Raw genomic sequence first — 16,830 nt, 5'->3', positions numbered from 1 at the left:
CCGGGTGTCCCGTTCAGATTGCATTGAGCTTTTCGCAGGCGGCGGCCAGCGTGGCTTCGTTCTTGGCGAAGCAGAAGCGCACGACCTTGTCGTCGTGGCCGTCGGCGAAGAAGGCCGACACGGGAATGGCGGCGACGCCTGCGTCACGCGTCAGATATTCGCAGAACGCGGCATCGCCGAGGTCTGAGATCGCTTCGTAGCGTGCGAGCTGGAAATAGGTGCCGTGCGAGGGCAGCAGTTCGAAGCGCGAGCCGGCCAATCCGGCGCGGAAAAAGTCACGCTTGGCCTGGTAGAAGGCGGCCAGTTCGGCGTGGCGCGAGGTGTCGGCCAGGTAGTCGGCGAGCGCCAGCTGTACCGGCGTGTTGACGGTGAAGACGTTGAACTGATGGACCTTGCGGAATTCCGCCATCAGCGCGCGCGGCGCAGCCACGTAGCCGACCTTCCAGCCGGTGATGTGATAGGTTTTGCCGAAGCTGGACACGATGAAGCTGCGGGCAGCCAGTTCGGGGTGGGCGGCGCAGCTGGCGTGTGTGGCGCCGTCGAAGACGATGTGCTCATAGACTTCGTCGGCGACGATGATGATGCCGGTATCGCGCACGAGCGCCGCCAGGCGGTCGAGGTCGGCGCGGTGCCAGACGGTCGCTGTCGGATTGTGCGGCGTGTTGATCATGATCATGCGCGTGCGGGGGGTGATCGCCGCGGCTAGCGCCCGCCAGTCCGGGCGGTAGCCGGGCGCTGCCAGCCGCAGCCGGACGGCCTTGCCGCCGGCCAGTTCGATGGCCGGTACATAGGCGTCGTAGACCGGCTCGAACACGATCACTTCGTCGCCCGGATGCACGCAGGCCGCCACCGCGGTGAACAGCGCCTGGGTGGCGCCGGCGGTGACGGTGATTTCCGTGTCGACGTCGTAGTGCGCGCCGTACAGCGCATCGAGCTTGGCGGCGATGCGTTCCCTCAGCGGCAGGCAGCCCGCCATCGGTGCGTACTGGTTGTGGCCGGCACGCATCCAGTGGGCGGCGCGCTCGAACAGGACGTCCTCGGCATTGAAGTCCGGGAAGCCCTGCGACAGATTGATCGCTCCGCACTCCTGCGCCAGGCGTGACATGACGGTGAAGATCGTGGTGCCGACCGTGGGCAGGCGCGAGGAGAGGGGGGCGGGGAAGTGCGGCATGGCTGGCGTGGATGCGGGCTGGATCGCCATTGTCGCAAAGAGTGTGCCGCGATGGCAGCCGTCCGCCAGGGTGGCCGGGCCCCGGCAAGGCGGGGCCCGGCCACATGCTAGAATCCGGCGCATCTTCCACCTGTCCGGCGACTTCCTTTCGCCTCGCTCATCGTGCGCAATCTGTTGATCCTGATTCTCGTCGTGGCCGGCATCTGGTGGATCCAGCGGGTGATGGCGCGGATCAAGGAAAAGTCCGCCCGCAGCAGGGGCAAGGGTAAGGGCGGCAAGGCGGCTGACACGCCTGAGCGCATGCTGGAATGCGCGCATTGCGGGGTCAACGTGCCCGAGTCCGATGGCGTGCGTGACGGCGAGCGCTTCTACTGCAGCGCTGCACATCGGCTTGCCGGGCCGCGCGCGGATTGAAATGAGCGCCGCCGCGTCGATCGCCAGCGAGCGCTCGCGCCGCGCTTCGCTGCGCTTCTTCAACCTGTTCCGGCTCGTGCTGGCAGGCCTGTTCGTCGTTGCCGGGCGCGAACTCGGCCTGGGCGACGAGGCGCCGGTGGTGTTCCGCTTCGTCGCCTTTGCCTATCTGGCAGGCGCGCTCGGGCTCGGCTTCCAGGAGGTGGCCGGGTACCTGGGCGAGTCCCGGGTGACCGCGCTGCAGGTCGTCATCGACGTGGCCGCGCTGTCGCTGATGATGTGGGCGAGCGGCGGCTACAGCAGCGGCATCCCGGTTCTGATCATGGTGATGCTGGCCGGGGCCGGCCTGGTCGCCGAGGGGCGCATGGTGCTGTTCTTCGCTGCGCTGGCGACCATCGCCGTGCTGATCGAGAACGTCTGGCGGCTGGCGGTGGGGGGCTTGCCGGTCGATTTCCTGCAGGTCGGCATCTTCTGCACCGGCTTCTTCGGCATTGCGCTCGTCGCCCGCTTGCTGGCCTCGCGGGCGCAGGCGAATGCGTCGCTGGCGGCGGAGCGGGGCGAGGCGCTGGCCAAGCAGCAGGCGGTCAACGAGCGCATCATCCGGGACATGCAGGATGGCGTCATCGTCGCCAGCGGCAATGGCTTCGTGCTGCAGTCCAATCCACAGGCCGCGGTGCTGCTGGGCATGGATGGCTGCGGTTCTGGCCTGCTCGAGGGCCTGCGCCTGGCCGACATCGATCCCGCCTTCGACGAGGTCCTGTACCAGCACGGCATCGACGATCGCCTGCTGCGCATCGGTCCGGGTGGCCGGTTGCTGCGTTGCCGCGTGGTGTGCGGCGAGCCCGGCAGCGCGGCGGCGGGCGACACGCTGATCTACCTGACCGATTTCGAGGACATCCAGCGCAACCTGCAGCAGGTCAAGCTGGCTGCGCTCGGCCGGCTGACGGCCAGCATGGCGCACGAGATCCGCAATCCGCTGTCCGCCGTGTCCCAGGCGGCGGAACTGCTGCGCGAGGAGAAGCGCGGCGAGATGCAGGCCCGGTTGGCGCGCATCATCAACGACAATGCCCAGCGCATCGAACGCATGATCCGCGACGTGCTGGCGCTGGGGCGGCGCGAACAGGCCTTGCCCGAGGCGCTGCCGCTGGCGCAATTCGTGGCCGAGGTGATCGATGCGCGCGTGTTCAGCGATCCGGTCGAGCGCGATCTGTACGCCGTCGACATCGACCCGTCGCTGAGTTTCGCCATCGATCGCGCCCACCTGCACCAGATCCTGGATAATCTGCTGGCCAATGCGCGGCGCTATTGCTCGGGCAGACCATCGGCGGTGGCGCTGAATGCGGTGCCGCTGGCCGGCGAGCGCATTGCCCTGCACGTGCGCGACGATGGCCCCGGACTGGACGAGGCCACGCGTCTCCACCTGTTCGAACCCTTCTTCACGACGCATGCCAAGGGCACCGGCCTGGGGCTCTACATCGCGCGCGAGCTGGCCGAAGCCAACGATGCCACGCTCGAACTCGCGATGGCCGGTCCGGGCGCGGATTTCATCCTCAGCGGGCGCCAGAAACCATGACTCTCCAAGAACGCCGCAATCGCCCCGAGTCCGTCGATGTCCTCGTGGTGGACGATGAGGACGACATCCGCGAATTGCTCGAACTGTCGCTGCTGCGCATGGGGCTCGGCTGCGATACCGCCGGCTCGGTCGCCGAGGCGCGCGCCTGCCTGGAGAGCCAGCGCTACCGCCTGTGCCTGACCGACATGCGCCTGCCCGACGGCGATGGCTTCGAACTGGTCGAATACATCCAGAAGCACCTGCCCGGTTTGCCGGTGGCGGTGATCACGGCCTTCGGCAGCATCGATACCGCGATCCGGGCGCTCAAGCTGGGCGCCTTCGATTTCGTCACCAAGCCGATCGAGCTCAAGGTGCTGCGTGGACTCGTCAGCCACGCGCTCAAGCTCGAGCCGCGTTCCGTCGCGGCCGCACCTGGCGGGCGCAGGCTGATCGGCGATTCTCCCGCCTTCCAGCAGTTGCGTGCCCAGGCCGAGAAGCTGGCGCGCAACCAGGCGCCGGTTTTCATTCATGGGGAGTCGGGCACCGGCAAGGAAGTCATCGCGCGCCTCATCCATGCACTCGGCGCGCGCGGCAGCGGCCCTTTCGTACCGATCAATTGCGGTGCGATCTCGCCGGAATTGATGGAGAGCGAATTCTTCGGCCACCGCAAGGGCAGCTTCACCGGGGCGGCGAGCGACAAGGAAGGCTTGTTCCAGGCTGCCAACGGCGGCACCCTGTTCCTCGACGAGATCGGCGAACTTCCGCTGGCGATGCAGGTGAAGCTGCTGCGCGCCATTCAGGAGCGTGCCGTGCGGCCGGTCGGCGCGCACGCCGAGGAAGCGCTGGATGTCCGCATCCTGTCGGCTTCGCACCAGGACTTGTCGAGGCTAGTGGCCGAAGGGCGTTTCCGCCAGGATCTGTTCTTCCGCATCAATGTGATCACCCTGCGTGTGCCGCCGCTGCGTGAGCGCTATGAGGATATTCCTGCCCTGGCGGAGCATATCCTCGTGCGGCTCGCGGAGCGCGAGGGCGCCGCGCCGCGCCGCCTGGCGCCGGCCGCGCTCGCCGTGCTGCAGCGCCATGCCTTCCCGGGCAACGTGCGCGAACTGGAAAACCTGCTCGAGCGTGCATGCGCCTTGTGCGAGGGGTGTGAGATCGGGGCCGAGGACATCGATCTGCAGCCCGTCGAGTTCGCCCTGCCGGCGGCGCATGCCCCAGGCGGCGCGTCAGCGCCATCCGAGCCTGCCGCCGATGAATACGACCCCGAGACCGACAACGAGCTTGAACGCCTGCGCGTGCTGAAGGCCCTGGAGCAGACGCGCTGGAATCGCAGCGCGGCCGCCCGCAACCTTGGCATGACGCTGCGCCAGTTGCGTTACCGGCTGCAGAAATGGGGCATGGAGTAGCCTGCCTGGCATGCGCGCATGGCCATTGTCTGCACATCAGTGGAGGTGGTCCGGGGTGGGGCGCCGGTATTGCGGACCGGACGCAGTGCTCGTGATCCATGGCCAAGCGTGCAATCCCGCACACACGGCTGCCGGGTTTCCGCTCCGGGTCGATTTTGTCGAGTTACAGTCCGGCAAGAGATTCTTGTCCGCATCGGCACACGAGATCGAGGTGGCGCTGGCGTGCTCTCCCGCGGGCGGATATCCGGGTTATGGTTGTGGTTATGGCGCGGCCTCGCTAGACGGGCATGGCCCGGGTGAGCCGGATCCGGCCCTTCGATGATGTTCTTGTCGGGCAGCGCTGCAGGTTACAATGCTGTGCTGCAACAAAAATATGGAACGCTGCTCACCCTGTGCATGCCAGGATGTCTGCAAGTGTGTGCATTTGTTCCTCGGACCATATTAAACAGCTTCTTAGCATTCCACCGTAGCTTGTCGTCGTATCATGACGGGCTACGAATCCTGAGAGGAATTGGAACATGATCCAAAAGTCTTCAAGAATGTGCAGCATGCTGTGGCGCGCAATGGCTGTGCTGGCGGCCGGAGCGCTGCTTTCCGCGTGCGCAAGCTCCTATCCGCCGGCGCCTGCTTCGGCGGCCGACTCCGAGTACAACTACGTGATCGGGCCGGGTGACAACGTCAATATCGTCGTCTGGCGCAATCCGGAGTTGTCGATGTCGGTGCCGGTCCGGCCGGACGGCAAGATCACCACACCGCTGGTCGAGGACCTGCCGGCCATGGGCAAGGACGCGACGACGCTGGCACGCGATATCGAGCAGGCACTCGGCAAGTTCATCCGCGAGCCGGTGGTGACGGTCATCGTCACCGGCTTCGTGGGGCCGTACAGCGAGCAGATCCGCGTGGTCGGTGAAGCGTCGGAACCGAAGATTCTTCCCTATCACCAGAAGATGACGCTGCTCGATGTCATGATCGCGGTGGGTGGCATGACGGAGTTCGCCGACGGCAATGGTGCGACCATCCTGCGCACCGCGGAGGGCAACAAGCAGTACAGCGTCCGCATCCGTGACCTGGTCAAGCGCGGTGACGTTTCGGCAAATGTCGAGATGCGCCCCGGTGATGTCCTGATCATTCCGCAAAGCTGGTTCTGATTCGCCAGCCCGCCAACCTCCGGGACTCGTTCGGGCGCGTCTGCGCACGACGATGAGTTCCGTGTCGATTGAAGAAGCCTGATGGAAGAACTCGTAACACAGATCGTAGGCTACCTGCGCGGCATGTGGCGTTTCCGCTGGTGGGGGCTCGCATTTGCCTGGATCGTCGGGCTCGCCGCCGGTGTCGTCATCTACCTGATGCCCGACCGCTACGAGTCGACGGCACGTATCCACGTCGATACGCAGTCGGTCCTGAGGCCGTTGATGTCCGGTCTGGCCGTGCAGCCCAACATCGATCAGCAGATTGCGATGCTGAGCCGTACGCTGATCAGCCGGCCCAATGTCGAGAAGCTGATCACGATGGCCGATCTCGATCTCGATGTGCGTACGCCCGAGCAGCGCGAGGCGCTCATCGGGAGCCTTACGAAGGGTCTGCAGATACGTTCTGCGGAGCGTACGAACCTGTTCACGCTGGCCTATGCGGATACGCGGCCGGAGCGTGCGCAGCGTGTCGTGCAATCCCTGGTGTCGCTGTTCGTCGAATCCGGCCTGGGCAGCAAGCGGCAGGACTCCGATGCCGCCCGGCGCTTCATCGAAGAGCAGATCCGCAATTACGAGCAGAAGCTGGTCGAGGCCGAAAACCGTGTCAAGGAGTTCCGCTTGCGCAACATGGGGCTGCTCGGTGATGGTGGCCGGGATTACGTTACGCAGATCGCACAGGTGACGGCCCAGCTCCAGCAGGCCCAGCTCGAACTGCGCGAAGCGGAAAATGCACGTGATGCCATGCAGCGCCAGCTTGTCGGCGAGGAGCCCGTACTGCTGCCGCAGACGCCGCCCAATTCGGCGGTATCCATTCCCGAGATCGATGGCCGTATCGATACGCTCAAGCGCAATCTCGATGCCTTGCTGCAGGGGTATACCGAGCAGCATCCGGATGTCGTCGGTACAAGGCGTGTGATCGAGGAGCTCGAAGCGCAGAAGCGCCAGCAGATCGAAGAAATGCGCGCCATGGGGGGCGGCTCCCAGTTCGGGGCGCTGAATTCCAACCCGGTCTTCCAGCAGATGAAGCTCGCGCTCGCAGAGTCGGAATCGCGTGTCGCGTCCATGCGCGCCCGTGCCGGTGAATACCAGGCCCGTCTGGAGTCTCTGAAGGAAATCGCCAAGCAGGTGCCCGAAATCGAGGCGGAGATGGCACAACTCAACCGCGACTACGATGTCCATAAGGCGAACTACGATAGTCTCGTCGCCCGGCGCGAGTCGGCCACGATGTCGGTCGAGATGGATGCGCAGGGCGGGGTCGCGGATTTCCGCGTGATCGACCCGCCCACGCTGCCCACCGCGCCATCGGCGCCCAACCGCATTCTGCTGCTGCCCCTCGCCGCGTTGGCGGGCTTGGCGGCCGGTTTCGCGCTGACCTTCCTGATCAGCCAGTTGCGTCCTGCATTTGCGGACGGGCGCAGCCTGCGTGAAGTCACCGGCCTTCCGGTCCTGGGAACGGTATCGATGCTGCAGACGGATGAGCGCAAGAGCAAGCGGCGGCGTGGCTTGCTGGCCTTCGGTAGCGGAGTGGTGGCGTATGCCGCGAGTTTCGCCGCTGCTGTCGTCGTGCTCAAACTGATCCAGGGCTGAAGGGGAACGATACGATGAGCCTTATCGAAAAAGCTGCACAGCGCCTCGACCAGTTGAAGCAGGCGTCGGGTGAGCCCGCGGATGAGCCGGTAGTACAACCTGGTGCCGCCACACCTGCCGCCGAGCCGGTGGGGCTGGCTGCAAACCAGTCGTCCGAAGTGCCCAAGGCGGGTGGCCACACCTTCAGCCGTGTCGTGTCGCGTGTCGCACAGATCGACCTGCAGCGGCTGGATGCGCTGGGCATGGTCACGCCGGACCGGCCCCGCAGTTCGACGGCCGAGGAGTACCGGGTCATCAAGCGCCCCTTGCTGCGCAATGCCACGGCGACCGGTGCGGCCAAGGTGGACGACGGCAACCTGATCATGGTGACCAGCGCCTTGCCGGGCGAGGGCAAGACCTTCAATGCGGTCAATCTTGCCATCAGCATGGCGATGGAACTCGATTACACCGTCCTGCTCGTGGATGCCGACGTGTCGCGCCCCTCCGTGCTCAGGCAGCTCGGACTGCCGCCGGAAAAAGGGCTGATGGACGTGCTTGCGGGCGACGTGACCGACCTCAGCGAGGTTCTGCTGCGGACCAATATCGAGAAGCTCTCTATCCTGCCCGCAGGTATGCCGCATCAGCGGGCGACGGAACTGCTGGCCTCCGAGAGCATGACGCGCCTGCTCGAGCAGATGGCGAGCCGCTATCCGGACCGCATCATCATCTTCGACTCGCCGCCTTTGCTGGTGACCACCGAGTCCCGCGTCGTGGCCACCCACATGGGGCAGATCGTCATGGTCGTGGAGGCCGAGCGCACGACGCACGCCATCGTCAGGCAGGCGCTTGCCACCATCGAGAGTTGCCCCATCAAGCTCATGGTGCTGAACAAATCCCGCGGACAAGGTCCAGGCTCGTATTACGGCTATGGCTATGGTTATGGCGACGCCCCGCGCGAACAGGCGGCCTGAGGTGTACGTACGCATGAGGACGATGCCGGCGCTGTCGCTGCTCGCGCTCGCCGTGCTTACGGCCGCGCCGGTGGCTGCGCAGACGGTGATCGTGACGCCCAGGCTGGATACCCGTCTGACATGGACGGACAATGTCGATACCTCGGATGACGATCCCCAGAAGGACTGGGTCGCCGAAATATCGCCTGGAATCGGAGTGTCGCGGGAGTCCGGACGGTTTCGCGGCTACTTGAATGCCAGTCTGCGCAACCTGGTTCATGCCCAGGAAACCGACGAGAACGAGACGTATCTGGCCTTTCGCGGCAATGGTGAATTCGAGGCCATCGAGGACGCGGTGTTCATCGCGCTGGCGGGCTCGATCAGCCGTACCGATACTTCGGCATTCAGCCGCCGCGGCGGAGGCGACTCGCTCAGCGCGGACAAGGCTGACGAAACGCGCATGTGGTCGATTGCGCCGCGTTACCAGTTCAGGTTCGGCGATGGGGGTACAGGCAGCCTGGGCTACGAATCCCGCTGGCTGCAGGGCGGCAGCGGAACGCTGGCAGATACTCGGCAGGGACGCTGGACGCTGGCGGTATCCGATCCGGGTGCCTTGCGTCTTTTCGGATGGGGCATCGATCTGGCACGCACCGACACGACCTTCGAACAAGGTTTGGGTCGGGAGGTCACCCAGGAAATCGGCCGTGCCACGCTGTTCGTTAACGTCGATCCGCAGTTCCGGGTGAGGCTGATCGGCGGTTATGAATCCAACGATTACAGCCTGGTTGATGGAGAAGAAGGGGCGATCTGGGGGGCGGGTTTCGACTGGTATCCGACCGAACGCACCAGCATTTCCGCCACAGGTGAGGACCGGGTGTTTGGTACCGGTTACGACGTCCTGTTCCGTCACCGTATGGCCAGGTCGACATGGAGTTTCTCCGCTAGCCGTGACATCTCTTCCAACCTCGATGAGTTTGGCAACGATGGAATGGATTGGCTGGGAGGGTTGTATGACCTCTATAAGACCATTTATCCGGGCGGCACGGAGTCGGAGTGGAGACGGCTGGCGCAGGAGGCATATGACCGCGCCGGAGGTTTCGGTATCCGAACCAACGAATATTATCTGCAGCGAGCGATTAGTGCCGGCCTTACTCTGACTGGCGCCCGTAACACGTTGACGTTCCTCTTGAGGAATACCGAACGTGAGCGCCTCAATACGATGTCGGGTGTCCTGGTAGGCGATTTCGCTGAGTTCGATTACACCGAGACCCGCTCGGCATCGGTCGCGTTTACCCATCGGCTTTCGGGTCTGTCGACGCTGAACAGTACGGTCATGCGATCGAAGTCCGAGGGGCGGGGGACCAGCAGCCGCGACATAGACCGCACGGTTTTCAGCATCGGAGTGACCCGCAGGCTCAGCCCGGACACGACTGCCGGTCTCAACTACCGGTACCAGAAGGCCGAGGGGTCGGACGACTACACCGAAAACGCCGTCAGCGCCACGCTCGGCATGCGTTTCTGAGCGGACCCGAGATGTACGAATCATTCTTCAAGTTCAAGGGCAAGCCCTTCCAGCTCAATCCCGATCCGACCTTCTTCTACGGTAGCCGCGGGCACAAGCGCGCGATGGCCTACCTGGAATACGGCCTGCATCAGAGCGAAGGTTTCATCGTCATCACCGGCGAAATCGGTGCCGGCAAGACCACGATCGTACGCAGCCTGCTCGAGCAGCTCGATCCCAGCCACGTCATCGCGGCCAACCTCGTCAGTACCCAGATCGACGCCAGCGACATGCTGCGCATGGTCGCCGCGGCATTCGGCGTGCCGGGCCGCAACCTCGACAAGGCTGGGCTGCTGCTCGCGCTGGAGACCTTCCTCGTTTCGGTCGCTGCGTCCGGCAAGCGTGCGCTGCTGATCGTCGACGAGGCGCAGAACCTGACGCCGGCCGCGGTCGAGGAACTGCGCATGCTGTCCAACTTCCAGCTCGAAGACCACGCCCTGCTGCAGAGCTTTCTCGTGGGCCAGCCCGAGTTCCGCGACATCATGCAGCGCGGCGAGATGCAGCAGTTGCGCCAGCGCGTGATTGCGTCCTACCATCTTGGTCCGCTCGATTCGCAGGAAACGCGCGGCTATATCGAGCACCGCCTCGGCCATGTCGGCTGGAACGGCGATCCGATCTTCGAGCCTGGGGCCTACACGGCCATCTATGGTCATACCGGCGGCATTCCGCGCAAGATCAACACCTTGTGCGACAGGCTGCTGCTCGGGGCTTACCTGTCCGAGCGCTACACCGTCAGCGAGACGGACGTGCGCGAGACCATCGACGAACTGAAGGAAGAGTTCGCGACGTCGCGTTCGGTGAATGGGGAGGGGCGCGTGCAGCCCGCCAGTGGACTGGTGCTCGACCAGCTTGCGCTGGAGCGCCTGCAGGTCTCGCCCGAACTTGCGAACCAGGTTGCCGGGCTGGCGGCTGGAGTCGATGTCCAGCGCATCGAGGCGCGGCTGACCAGCCTGGAGCAATCCGTTTCCGCGACCTTGAACGTACTCAATCAATTACTGCAGGCGGCGCGCCGCGATGCGCCCGCCGAAGAGAAAGCTCCATGACCGTTCCGGCCCCCTCCGCCGTGCTCCTCATCCGTGCCGCGGCCCTTCCTCTGCATGGTGAGCCGGCGGGGCGGAACATCGTCACGCCATCCTTCCGGAATGCCTGACATGAACACCCGCATCACCAACGCCTTTACTTGTGACGTCGAAGACTATTTCCAGGTCTCCGCGCTGGCGCCCCACTTCCCGCGCGAAGGCTGGGATGCCGTGCCCTGCAGGATCGAGCGCAACGTGGACCGCATCCTCGAAATGCTGGATGGCCATGATGCGTGCGGGACTTTCTTCACGCTGGGATGGATCGCCGAGCGTTTTCCGCAACTCATCCGACGCATTGCCGACAACGGGCACGAGGTGGCCAGCCACGGCTATGGCCACGAGCGTGCCAGCGCGATGACCCCTGAGGCTTTCCTGGCCGACATCCGTCTGGCCAAGGCGGTGCTCGAGGACATCACGGGCAAGAACGTCAGCGGCTACCGCGCGCCGAGCTTTTCCATCGGCACCGCCAACCTGTGGGCGCACGACTGCATCGCCGAGGCTGGCTATGGCTACAGTTCCAGTGTCTACCCGGTCAAGCACGACCACTATGGCATTCCCGACGCACCGCGCTTTCCGTGGCGGCTCGACAATGGTTTGGTGGAAGTGCCCGTGACCACGGTGCGAGCGTTCGGCCGCAACTGGCCGGCGGGCGGCGGCGGCTTCTTCCGCCTGCTGCCGTACTCGGTGTCGCGCTGGCAGATCGCACGCGTCAATGCCGACGACAAGCGCCCGGCGATCTTCTATTTCCATCCGTGGGAAATCGATCCCGAGCAGCCTCGTGTTCAGGAAGCCAGCGCCAAGACCCGCTTCCGCCACTACGTGAATCTCGAGCGCACGGCCGAGCGTCTCGATCGTTTGTTGTCCGACTTCGCCTGGGGGCGCGCGGACGAAGTTTTCCGTGACGCGGCCTGATGGCCCGCACCAGGACCGATGCATCGCATGCCAATCAAGATCAAGCCGCTTTCGCCTGAACACGCCACCCGCTGGGATGCCTTCGTGCGTGCCTGTCCGCAGGCGACCTTCTTCCACCTGTCGGCGTGGCAGGACATCGTGCGCACGGTGTTTCGCCATCGCACCTTCTTCCTGTTCGCCGAGCGCGACGGACAGATCGTCGCCGTGCTGCCGTTGGCCGAGGTCAAGAGCCGCCTGTTCGGCCACGCGCTGACGTCGTTGCCGTTCTGTGTGTATGGCGGCATTGCCGCGGACGAGGGCGCGGGCGAAGAGGTCATTGCGCTGCTCGAGCAGGAGGCCGACACGCTGGCGCGGCAACTTGGTGTGCAGCACCTGGAGTATCGCAACCTCGAACTCCGGCATGAAGACTGGCCACGGCAGGATCTCTACGTGACCTTCCGCAAGGAAATCCTGCCCGATGCCGAAGCCAACATGCTTGCCATTCCGCGCAAGCAGCGCGCCATGGTGCGCAAGGGCATCAAGAACGGACTCGTCAGCCACATCGATCCGGGCGTCGATCGTTTCTTTGCGTTGTATGCCGATAACGTATTGCGCCATGGCACGCCTGCGATGCCGAAGAAGTTCTTCCAGCGCCTGAAGGACACTTTCGGCGACGACTGCGAGGTGCTGACGGTGACCGATGCCGACGGCAGGCTGCTGTCGAGCGTGCTCAGTTTCTACTTCCGTGACGAAGTGCTGCCTTATTACGCTGGCGACGACACCGCCGCACGGGATCTCGCCGCCAACGATTTCAAGTACTGGGAGCTGATGCGCCGTGCCTGCGAACGAGGTTGCAAGGTGTTCGACTATGGCCGCAGCAAGATCGGTACCGGCCCGTACAGCTTCAAGAAGAACTGGGGTTTCGAGCCGCAGTCCTTGTCCTACGAGTACCGTCTCTACAAGCGTGACAGCGTGCCGCAGAACAATCCGATGAACCCCAAGTACCGTGCCTTCATCGCTCTGTGGAAGCGTCTGCCGGTGGGTGTGGCAAACGCCATCGGCCCGCACATCGTGCGCAACCTGGGGTAGGCGCGTGGCGGATTCGAAGGCGCTTCTGCCACCCGTCCTGTATTTGGCGCACCGTATTCCATATCCGCCCAACAAGGGCGACAAGGTGCGCTCGTTCAACATTCTGCGTCATCTCGCGCGTACTCATCGGGTGTTCCTGGGCACTTTCGTGGATCATCCGGACGACCGCCAGCATGTGGGCGGGCTCGCCGAATGGTGCGAGGACGTCTGCGCCATCGATCTCGATCCGCGCCGTGGCCGCATTGGAAGCCTGCGCGGTCTGCTGAGCGGTGAGGCGCTGAGCCTGCCGTATTACCGCAGTACCCGGCTTGCGAGCTGGGTACGTTCCACCGTCGCGGACCAGGGCATCACCCGGGCGCTTGCGTTCTCCGGTCCGATGGCCCAATACCTCGATGCCCCGGGACTGCAGAATCGGGTCATCGATTTCTGCGACGTCGATTCGGCCAAATGGACGCAGTATGCAGCCGACCGTCGCTGGCCGATGTCCTGGCTTTATCGAAGGGAAGGCGAGCGCCTGCTGGCTTTCGAGCGCAAGGCGGCGATGGCGAGTGATGCCAGTCTGTTCGTCACCGAGGCCGAAGCGGCTTTGTTTACGCGTGCCGCACCCGAGGCGGTCGGGCGCACGCATGTCATGCAGAACGGCGTCGATGCCGGCTTCTTCGCGCCCGAGAATGCGCCGGATTCGCCCTATCCTGCGGGGGGGCCGGTCGTGGTCTTCAGCGGGGCGATGGACTACTGGCCGAACATCGATGCGGTGACCTGGTTTGCAGAAGAACTCCTGCCGCAGATCCGGCGCCATGTTCCGGAACTGCGCTTCTGGATCGTCGGCATGAATCCGGCTCCGGCTGTTCTTGCGCTGGCGGGGGAGCGCATCCATGTCACCGGCACGGTGCCGGACGTGCGGCCCTACCTTGCGCACGCCGATGTGGTCGTGGCGCCATTGCGCATCGCGCGCGGCATCCAGAACAAGGTTCTCGAAGCCATGGCGATGGCGCGGCCCGTCGTGGTGTCGGCCGACTCTGCCGCCGGGCTCAAGGCCGAGCCCGGCCACGAGTGTGAGATCACGCGCGATGGTGCCGAGGTCGTCCACGTGGTGACGGACCTGCTGCGCGATCCGCAGCGCCGTGCCGCAATGAGCGTGGCGGCGCGTGCGCGGGTCGTGAATGAATATAGTTGGGAGGCCCACTTGCGTCAGCTTGACCGCTTGCTGGCACCTGCCCGAGGATTGGATGGGGGCGCAGCATGAGTACGAGTGTTTCCGTGAGCCCCCGTTCGGGTTTCCCGGCCGTGATGCTGACGATCTTCCTGGGCTTGGTCTGGACCGTCGGGTGGTATTGGCAGACAGCACAGGAAATGGCCGGCATCTGGTGGCGGTCCGATACCTATGCGCATGGCCTTGCCGTACTGCCGATCTTTGTCTGGCTCATCTGGCGTGCCCGTGATCGCATGGGCGGCCTGCAACCGCAGCCGGTGGCCTGGCTGGCCTTGCCGGCGGCAATGGCCGGGCTGCTCTGGCTGGTCGGCGGTCTGGTGAGCGTTGCCGCCGCTCAGCATTTCGCGCTCGTGGCGATGCTGTTCTGCGTCCTCGTCGGATGCCTGGGCTGGAAGCTGGGGCGGATCCTGTTGTTCCCTCTGCTCTTCCTGTTCTTTGGCGTGCCGATCGGCGACTTCATGCTGCCGACGCTGATGCACTACACGGCGGAGTTCACCGTCTGGGCGCTGCGCCTATCCGGTGTCCCGGTGTACCAGGAGGGGCTGCATTTCGTGGTGCCGAACGGACGGTGGTCGGTCGTCGAGGCATGCAGTGGCAGCCGCTATCTGATTGCCTCGTTGATGGTCGGAGCGCTTTACGCCTATCTCAACTACCGCAGCTTGCGGCGGCGACTGCTTTTCATGCTGGTTGCGGCCATCGTACCCATCCTCGCCAACTGGCTGCGGGCCTACATGATCGTGATGATCGGCTATCTCTCCGACAATACGCTGGCGGTCGGCGTCGATCACCTGCTCTATGGGTGGGTGTTCTTCGGTGTGGTCATCTTCCTGCTGTTCTGGATCGGGGCCCGCTGGCACGAGGAGCCGTTCCATCCTGCGCCGGCCGCGGTGGTGGAGGCTGCGCCCGCACGGGCCAGGGCGCTGGGGGCGGGGCTGGTCCTGGCCTTCGCCGTGCTTCCGTTTCCTCCGCTTCTGCGGGCGCTGGACGTACCGGTTGCTGCCTTCCCCGTCTCGCTTGCGATGCCGGCGCCTGCGCAAGGCTGGGATGCGGTGGACAGGGCGGCCATCGCCTATCGGCCGGTCTATGCCGGGGCTCGGGCGGAAGCCTTCGAAGCGTATGCGGAAGGGGGCGGGACGCCGCCCGTCGGACTGTTCGCTGCTTGGTATTACGCGCAGCGCGACGACAGCGAGATGCTGAGCTGGGGCAATGGCCCGGTGCCGCTACGGGAGCAGGGCATCGATGTCCTTCGTCGCGAGGTGCATACGGCATCGAGCGGCGTCACGCTGGTGCAGTCGCTGATGACTTCGCCACAGGGGCAATTGCTGGTGTGGCATGTCTATCGCCTGGATGGCCGCAACGTTTACCGCGACAGCGAAGTGAAGATCCAGCTCGCCATCGAGCGGCTTTTCGGCAGGGAAGATGCCTCGGCCGCCATCGTCCTGATGACGCCGGCGGGGGACGATGCCGCCCGCGCGGCGCGGCGGCTTGACGATTTTCTCCGCGCCCACTTGTCCGCCATCGAACAGGGGGTCGATCGGGCGTCGCAGAGCATTCCGCAATGATCATGGGGTCTGATTCGAAACCGCCGGGGGGAGATCCGCGTCCATTGGTGATGCACGTGCTGTACAGCTTCGACGTTGGCGGGCTCGAGAATGGGGTGGTGAACATCATTAACTGTATGCCGGCGGAGCGTTTCCGGCATGCGGTCGTCGCACTGAGCCATTGCGCAGACGGCTTCTGCAAGCGTGTGCAGCGCGACGACGTCCCGTTCATCTCCCTGCACAAATCGCCCGGTCATGGCATCAAGCTGTATCCGCGTCTCTACCGGCTGTTTCGCGAGTACCGGCCGGCGATCGTGCATACGAGAAACCTTGCAGCGCTGGAGGCTGCGGCCCCCGCGTGGGCGGCGGGCGTGCCGGGGCGAGTGCATGGCGAGCATGGCTGGGACGTCTCGGATCCCGGCGGCATGTCGCGCAAGTATCAGCTCATACGCCGCGCTTACAGTCCCTTCGTCGCGCGCTACGTTGCCTTGTCAGGGCAGATCGAGCGCTACCTGGTCGAGCGTGTCGGTGTGTCGTCGCGGCGCGTGGAGCGTATCTGCAACGGTGTGGACACGACGCGGTTCCACCCCGATGCGCGACGGTCCCTCCCCGGCTCTCCGTTCAATGCCGCCGAGATGCTCGTGGTGGGCACCGTTGGCCGTCTGCAGGCGGTCAAGGACCAGATCAATCTCGTCCGTGCTTTCGGCATTGCGCGCCGGAATGGGGGGGAGGCCGCTTCGTGCCTTCGCCTCGTCATCGCCGGCGACGGCCCGCTCAGGCCCATGGTCGAAGACGAAATCCGGCGGCTCGAACTGGAAGATGTGGCATGGCTGGCGGGTGAGCGCAAGGACGTGCCCGAAGTGATGCGCAGCCTCGATGTCTTTGTGCTGCCGTCCAGGGCGGAAGGCATCTCCAACACCATCCTGGAAGCGATGGCCACCGGGCTACCGGTCGTGGCGACCGATGTCGGCGGCAACGGAGAACTGGTCGAGGCGGGCAGAACGGGCGTTCTGGTGCCGTCCGAGAACCCTGCCGCGATGGCGGAGGCGCTGATGTGCTACGCTTCCAATGCTGCGCTGCGGCATTCGCACGGGCTGGCCGGCCGCCACAGGGTCGAGCAGGGTTTCAGCCTCGGTGGCATGGTGGCGCGCTACACCGACCTGTACGAGCGCTTGCTGCGGCAGGGCTCAAACTGATCAAGGATTATTGA

The 16,830-nt window shown here is 64.8% G+C and carries 14 protein-coding genes; 13 read left to right on the top strand and 1 reads right to left on the bottom strand.

All coding sequences use genetic code 11. From position 1 onward, the window contains the following. Positions 1-13 precede the first annotated feature (13 nt). A complete protein-coding gene (locus C666_RS00260) occupies positions 14-1,171 on the bottom strand; it encodes a pyridoxal phosphate-dependent aminotransferase (RefSeq protein WP_004332324.1) in 1,158 nt (385 codons plus the stop codon). Between the two features lie 162 nt (positions 1,172-1,333). Here C666_RS00260 and C666_RS00255 point away from each other — a divergent pair, with 162 nt between their 5' ends. The 13 genes from C666_RS00255 to C666_RS00195 all read left to right on the top strand — a co-directional run bounded on the left by C666_RS00255 (position 1,334) and on the right by C666_RS00195 (position 16,816). Then, the gene (locus C666_RS00255; RefSeq protein WP_004332323.1) at positions 1,334-1,585 is read left to right on the top strand and encodes a PP0621 family protein; all 252 of its coding nucleotides are present in this window, start codon (positions 1,334-1,336) and stop codon (positions 1,583-1,585) included. A gap of 1 nt (position 1,586) precedes the next feature. Beyond that, on the top strand, positions 1,587-3,155 hold the full coding sequence (locus C666_RS00250; protein ID WP_004332322.1) for a sensor histidine kinase: 1,569 nt from the start codon (positions 1,587-1,589) through the stop codon (positions 3,153-3,155). Then, positions 3,152-4,540 (top strand): sigma-54-dependent transcriptional regulator, encoded by a 1,389-nt coding sequence (locus C666_RS00245; RefSeq protein WP_004332321.1) that lies wholly within the window; start codon positions 3,152-3,154, stop codon positions 4,538-4,540. Before C666_RS00250 ends, C666_RS00245 begins: the two co-directional genes overlap by 4 nt. A gap of 539 nt (positions 4,541-5,079) precedes the next feature. Further along, the gene (locus tag C666_RS00240; protein WP_004332320.1) at positions 5,080-5,688 is read left to right on the top strand and encodes an XrtA/PEP-CTERM system exopolysaccharide export protein; all 609 of its coding nucleotides are present in this window, start codon (positions 5,080-5,082) and stop codon (positions 5,686-5,688) included. An 81-nt stretch (positions 5,689-5,769) separates the two neighbouring features. Next, positions 5,770-7,317 (top strand): XrtA system polysaccharide chain length determinant, encoded by a 1,548-nt coding sequence (locus C666_RS00235; protein ID WP_004332319.1) that lies wholly within the window; start codon positions 5,770-5,772, stop codon positions 7,315-7,317. 14 nt (positions 7,318-7,331) lie between these two features. Further along, a complete protein-coding gene (locus tag C666_RS00230) occupies positions 7,332-8,267 on the top strand; it encodes an XrtA-associated tyrosine autokinase (RefSeq protein ID WP_028792190.1) in 936 nt (311 codons plus the stop codon). A 13-nt stretch (positions 8,268-8,280) separates the two neighbouring features. Then, entirely contained in the window at positions 8,281-9,768 is a 1,488-nt protein-coding gene (locus C666_RS00225; protein ID WP_154666175.1) for a TIGR03016 family PEP-CTERM system-associated outer membrane protein, read from the top strand. Positions 9,769-9,779: 11 nt separating this feature from the next. Then, entirely contained in the window at positions 9,780-10,850 is a 1,071-nt protein-coding gene (locus C666_RS00220; protein ID WP_004332316.1) for an XrtA/PEP-CTERM system-associated ATPase, read from the top strand. Between the two features lie 108 nt (positions 10,851-10,958). Further along, positions 10,959-11,798, top strand: coding sequence for an XrtA system polysaccharide deacetylase (locus C666_RS00215; protein WP_004332314.1), 840 nt, complete (start codon positions 10,959-10,961; stop codon positions 11,796-11,798). Positions 11,799-11,816: 18 nt separating this feature from the next. Further along, complete coding sequence (locus C666_RS00210; RefSeq protein ID WP_004332312.1) at positions 11,817-12,866, top strand: FemAB family XrtA/PEP-CTERM system-associated protein; 1,050 nt, start codon at positions 11,817-11,819, stop codon at positions 12,864-12,866. A 4-nt stretch (positions 12,867-12,870) separates the two neighbouring features. Beyond that, on the top strand, positions 12,871-14,112 hold the full coding sequence (locus C666_RS00205; RefSeq protein WP_004332310.1) for a TIGR03087 family PEP-CTERM/XrtA system glycosyltransferase: 1,242 nt from the start codon (positions 12,871-12,873) through the stop codon (positions 14,110-14,112). A 14-nt stretch (positions 14,113-14,126) separates the two neighbouring features. Continuing rightward, complete coding sequence (xrtA, locus tag C666_RS00200) at positions 14,127-15,641, top strand: exosortase A (RefSeq protein ID WP_004332308.1); 1,515 nt, start codon at positions 14,127-14,129, stop codon at positions 15,639-15,641. A 50-nt stretch (positions 15,642-15,691) separates the two neighbouring features. Then, a complete protein-coding gene (locus C666_RS00195) occupies positions 15,692-16,816 on the top strand; it encodes a TIGR03088 family PEP-CTERM/XrtA system glycosyltransferase (RefSeq protein ID WP_004332307.1) in 1,125 nt (374 codons plus the stop codon). The last annotated feature ends 14 nt before the right edge of the window (positions 16,817-16,830 follow it).

It is taken from the genome of Thauera linaloolentis 47Lol = DSM 12138 (assembly GCF_000310205.1).
Taxonomy (GTDB): domain Bacteria; phylum Pseudomonadota; class Gammaproteobacteria; order Burkholderiales; family Rhodocyclaceae; genus Thauera; species Thauera linaloolentis.
This window is presented reverse-complemented; position numbering and strand designations above follow the sequence as displayed.

What these genes read in the sequence shown, in the direction of transcription:
- C666_RS00230 (WP_028792190.1), top strand. Translation starts at nt 7,332, where the DNA reads ATGAGCCTTATCGAAAAAGCTGCACAGCGCCTCGACCAGTTGAAGCAG.
- C666_RS00195 (WP_004332307.1), top strand. Translation starts at nt 15,692, where the DNA reads ATGCACGTGCTGTACAGCTTCGACGTTGGCGGGCTCGAGAATGGGGTG.
- C666_RS00260 (WP_004332324.1), bottom strand. Translation starts at nt 1,171, where the DNA reads ATGCCGCACTTCCCCGCCCCCCTCTCCTCGCGCCTGCCCACGGTCGGC.
- C666_RS00245 (WP_004332321.1), top strand. Translation starts at nt 3,152, where the DNA reads ATGACTCTCCAAGAACGCCGCAATCGCCCCGAGTCCGTCGATGTCCTC.
- C666_RS00235 (WP_004332319.1), top strand. Translation starts at nt 5,770, where the DNA reads ATGGAAGAACTCGTAACACAGATCGTAGGCTACCTGCGCGGCATGTGG.
- C666_RS00210 (WP_004332312.1), top strand. Translation starts at nt 11,817, where the DNA reads ATGCATCGCATGCCAATCAAGATCAAGCCGCTTTCGCCTGAACACGCC.
- C666_RS00215 (WP_004332314.1), top strand. Translation starts at nt 10,959, where the DNA reads ATGAACACCCGCATCACCAACGCCTTTACTTGTGACGTCGAAGACTAT.
- C666_RS00220 (WP_004332316.1), top strand. Translation starts at nt 9,780, where the DNA reads ATGTACGAATCATTCTTCAAGTTCAAGGGCAAGCCCTTCCAGCTCAAT.
- C666_RS00225 (WP_154666175.1), top strand. Translation starts at nt 8,281, where the DNA reads ATGAGGACGATGCCGGCGCTGTCGCTGCTCGCGCTCGCCGTGCTTACG.
- C666_RS00250 (WP_004332322.1), top strand. Translation starts at nt 1,587, where the DNA reads ATGAGCGCCGCCGCGTCGATCGCCAGCGAGCGCTCGCGCCGCGCTTCG.
- C666_RS00240 (WP_004332320.1), top strand. Translation starts at nt 5,080, where the DNA reads ATGTGCAGCATGCTGTGGCGCGCAATGGCTGTGCTGGCGGCCGGAGCG.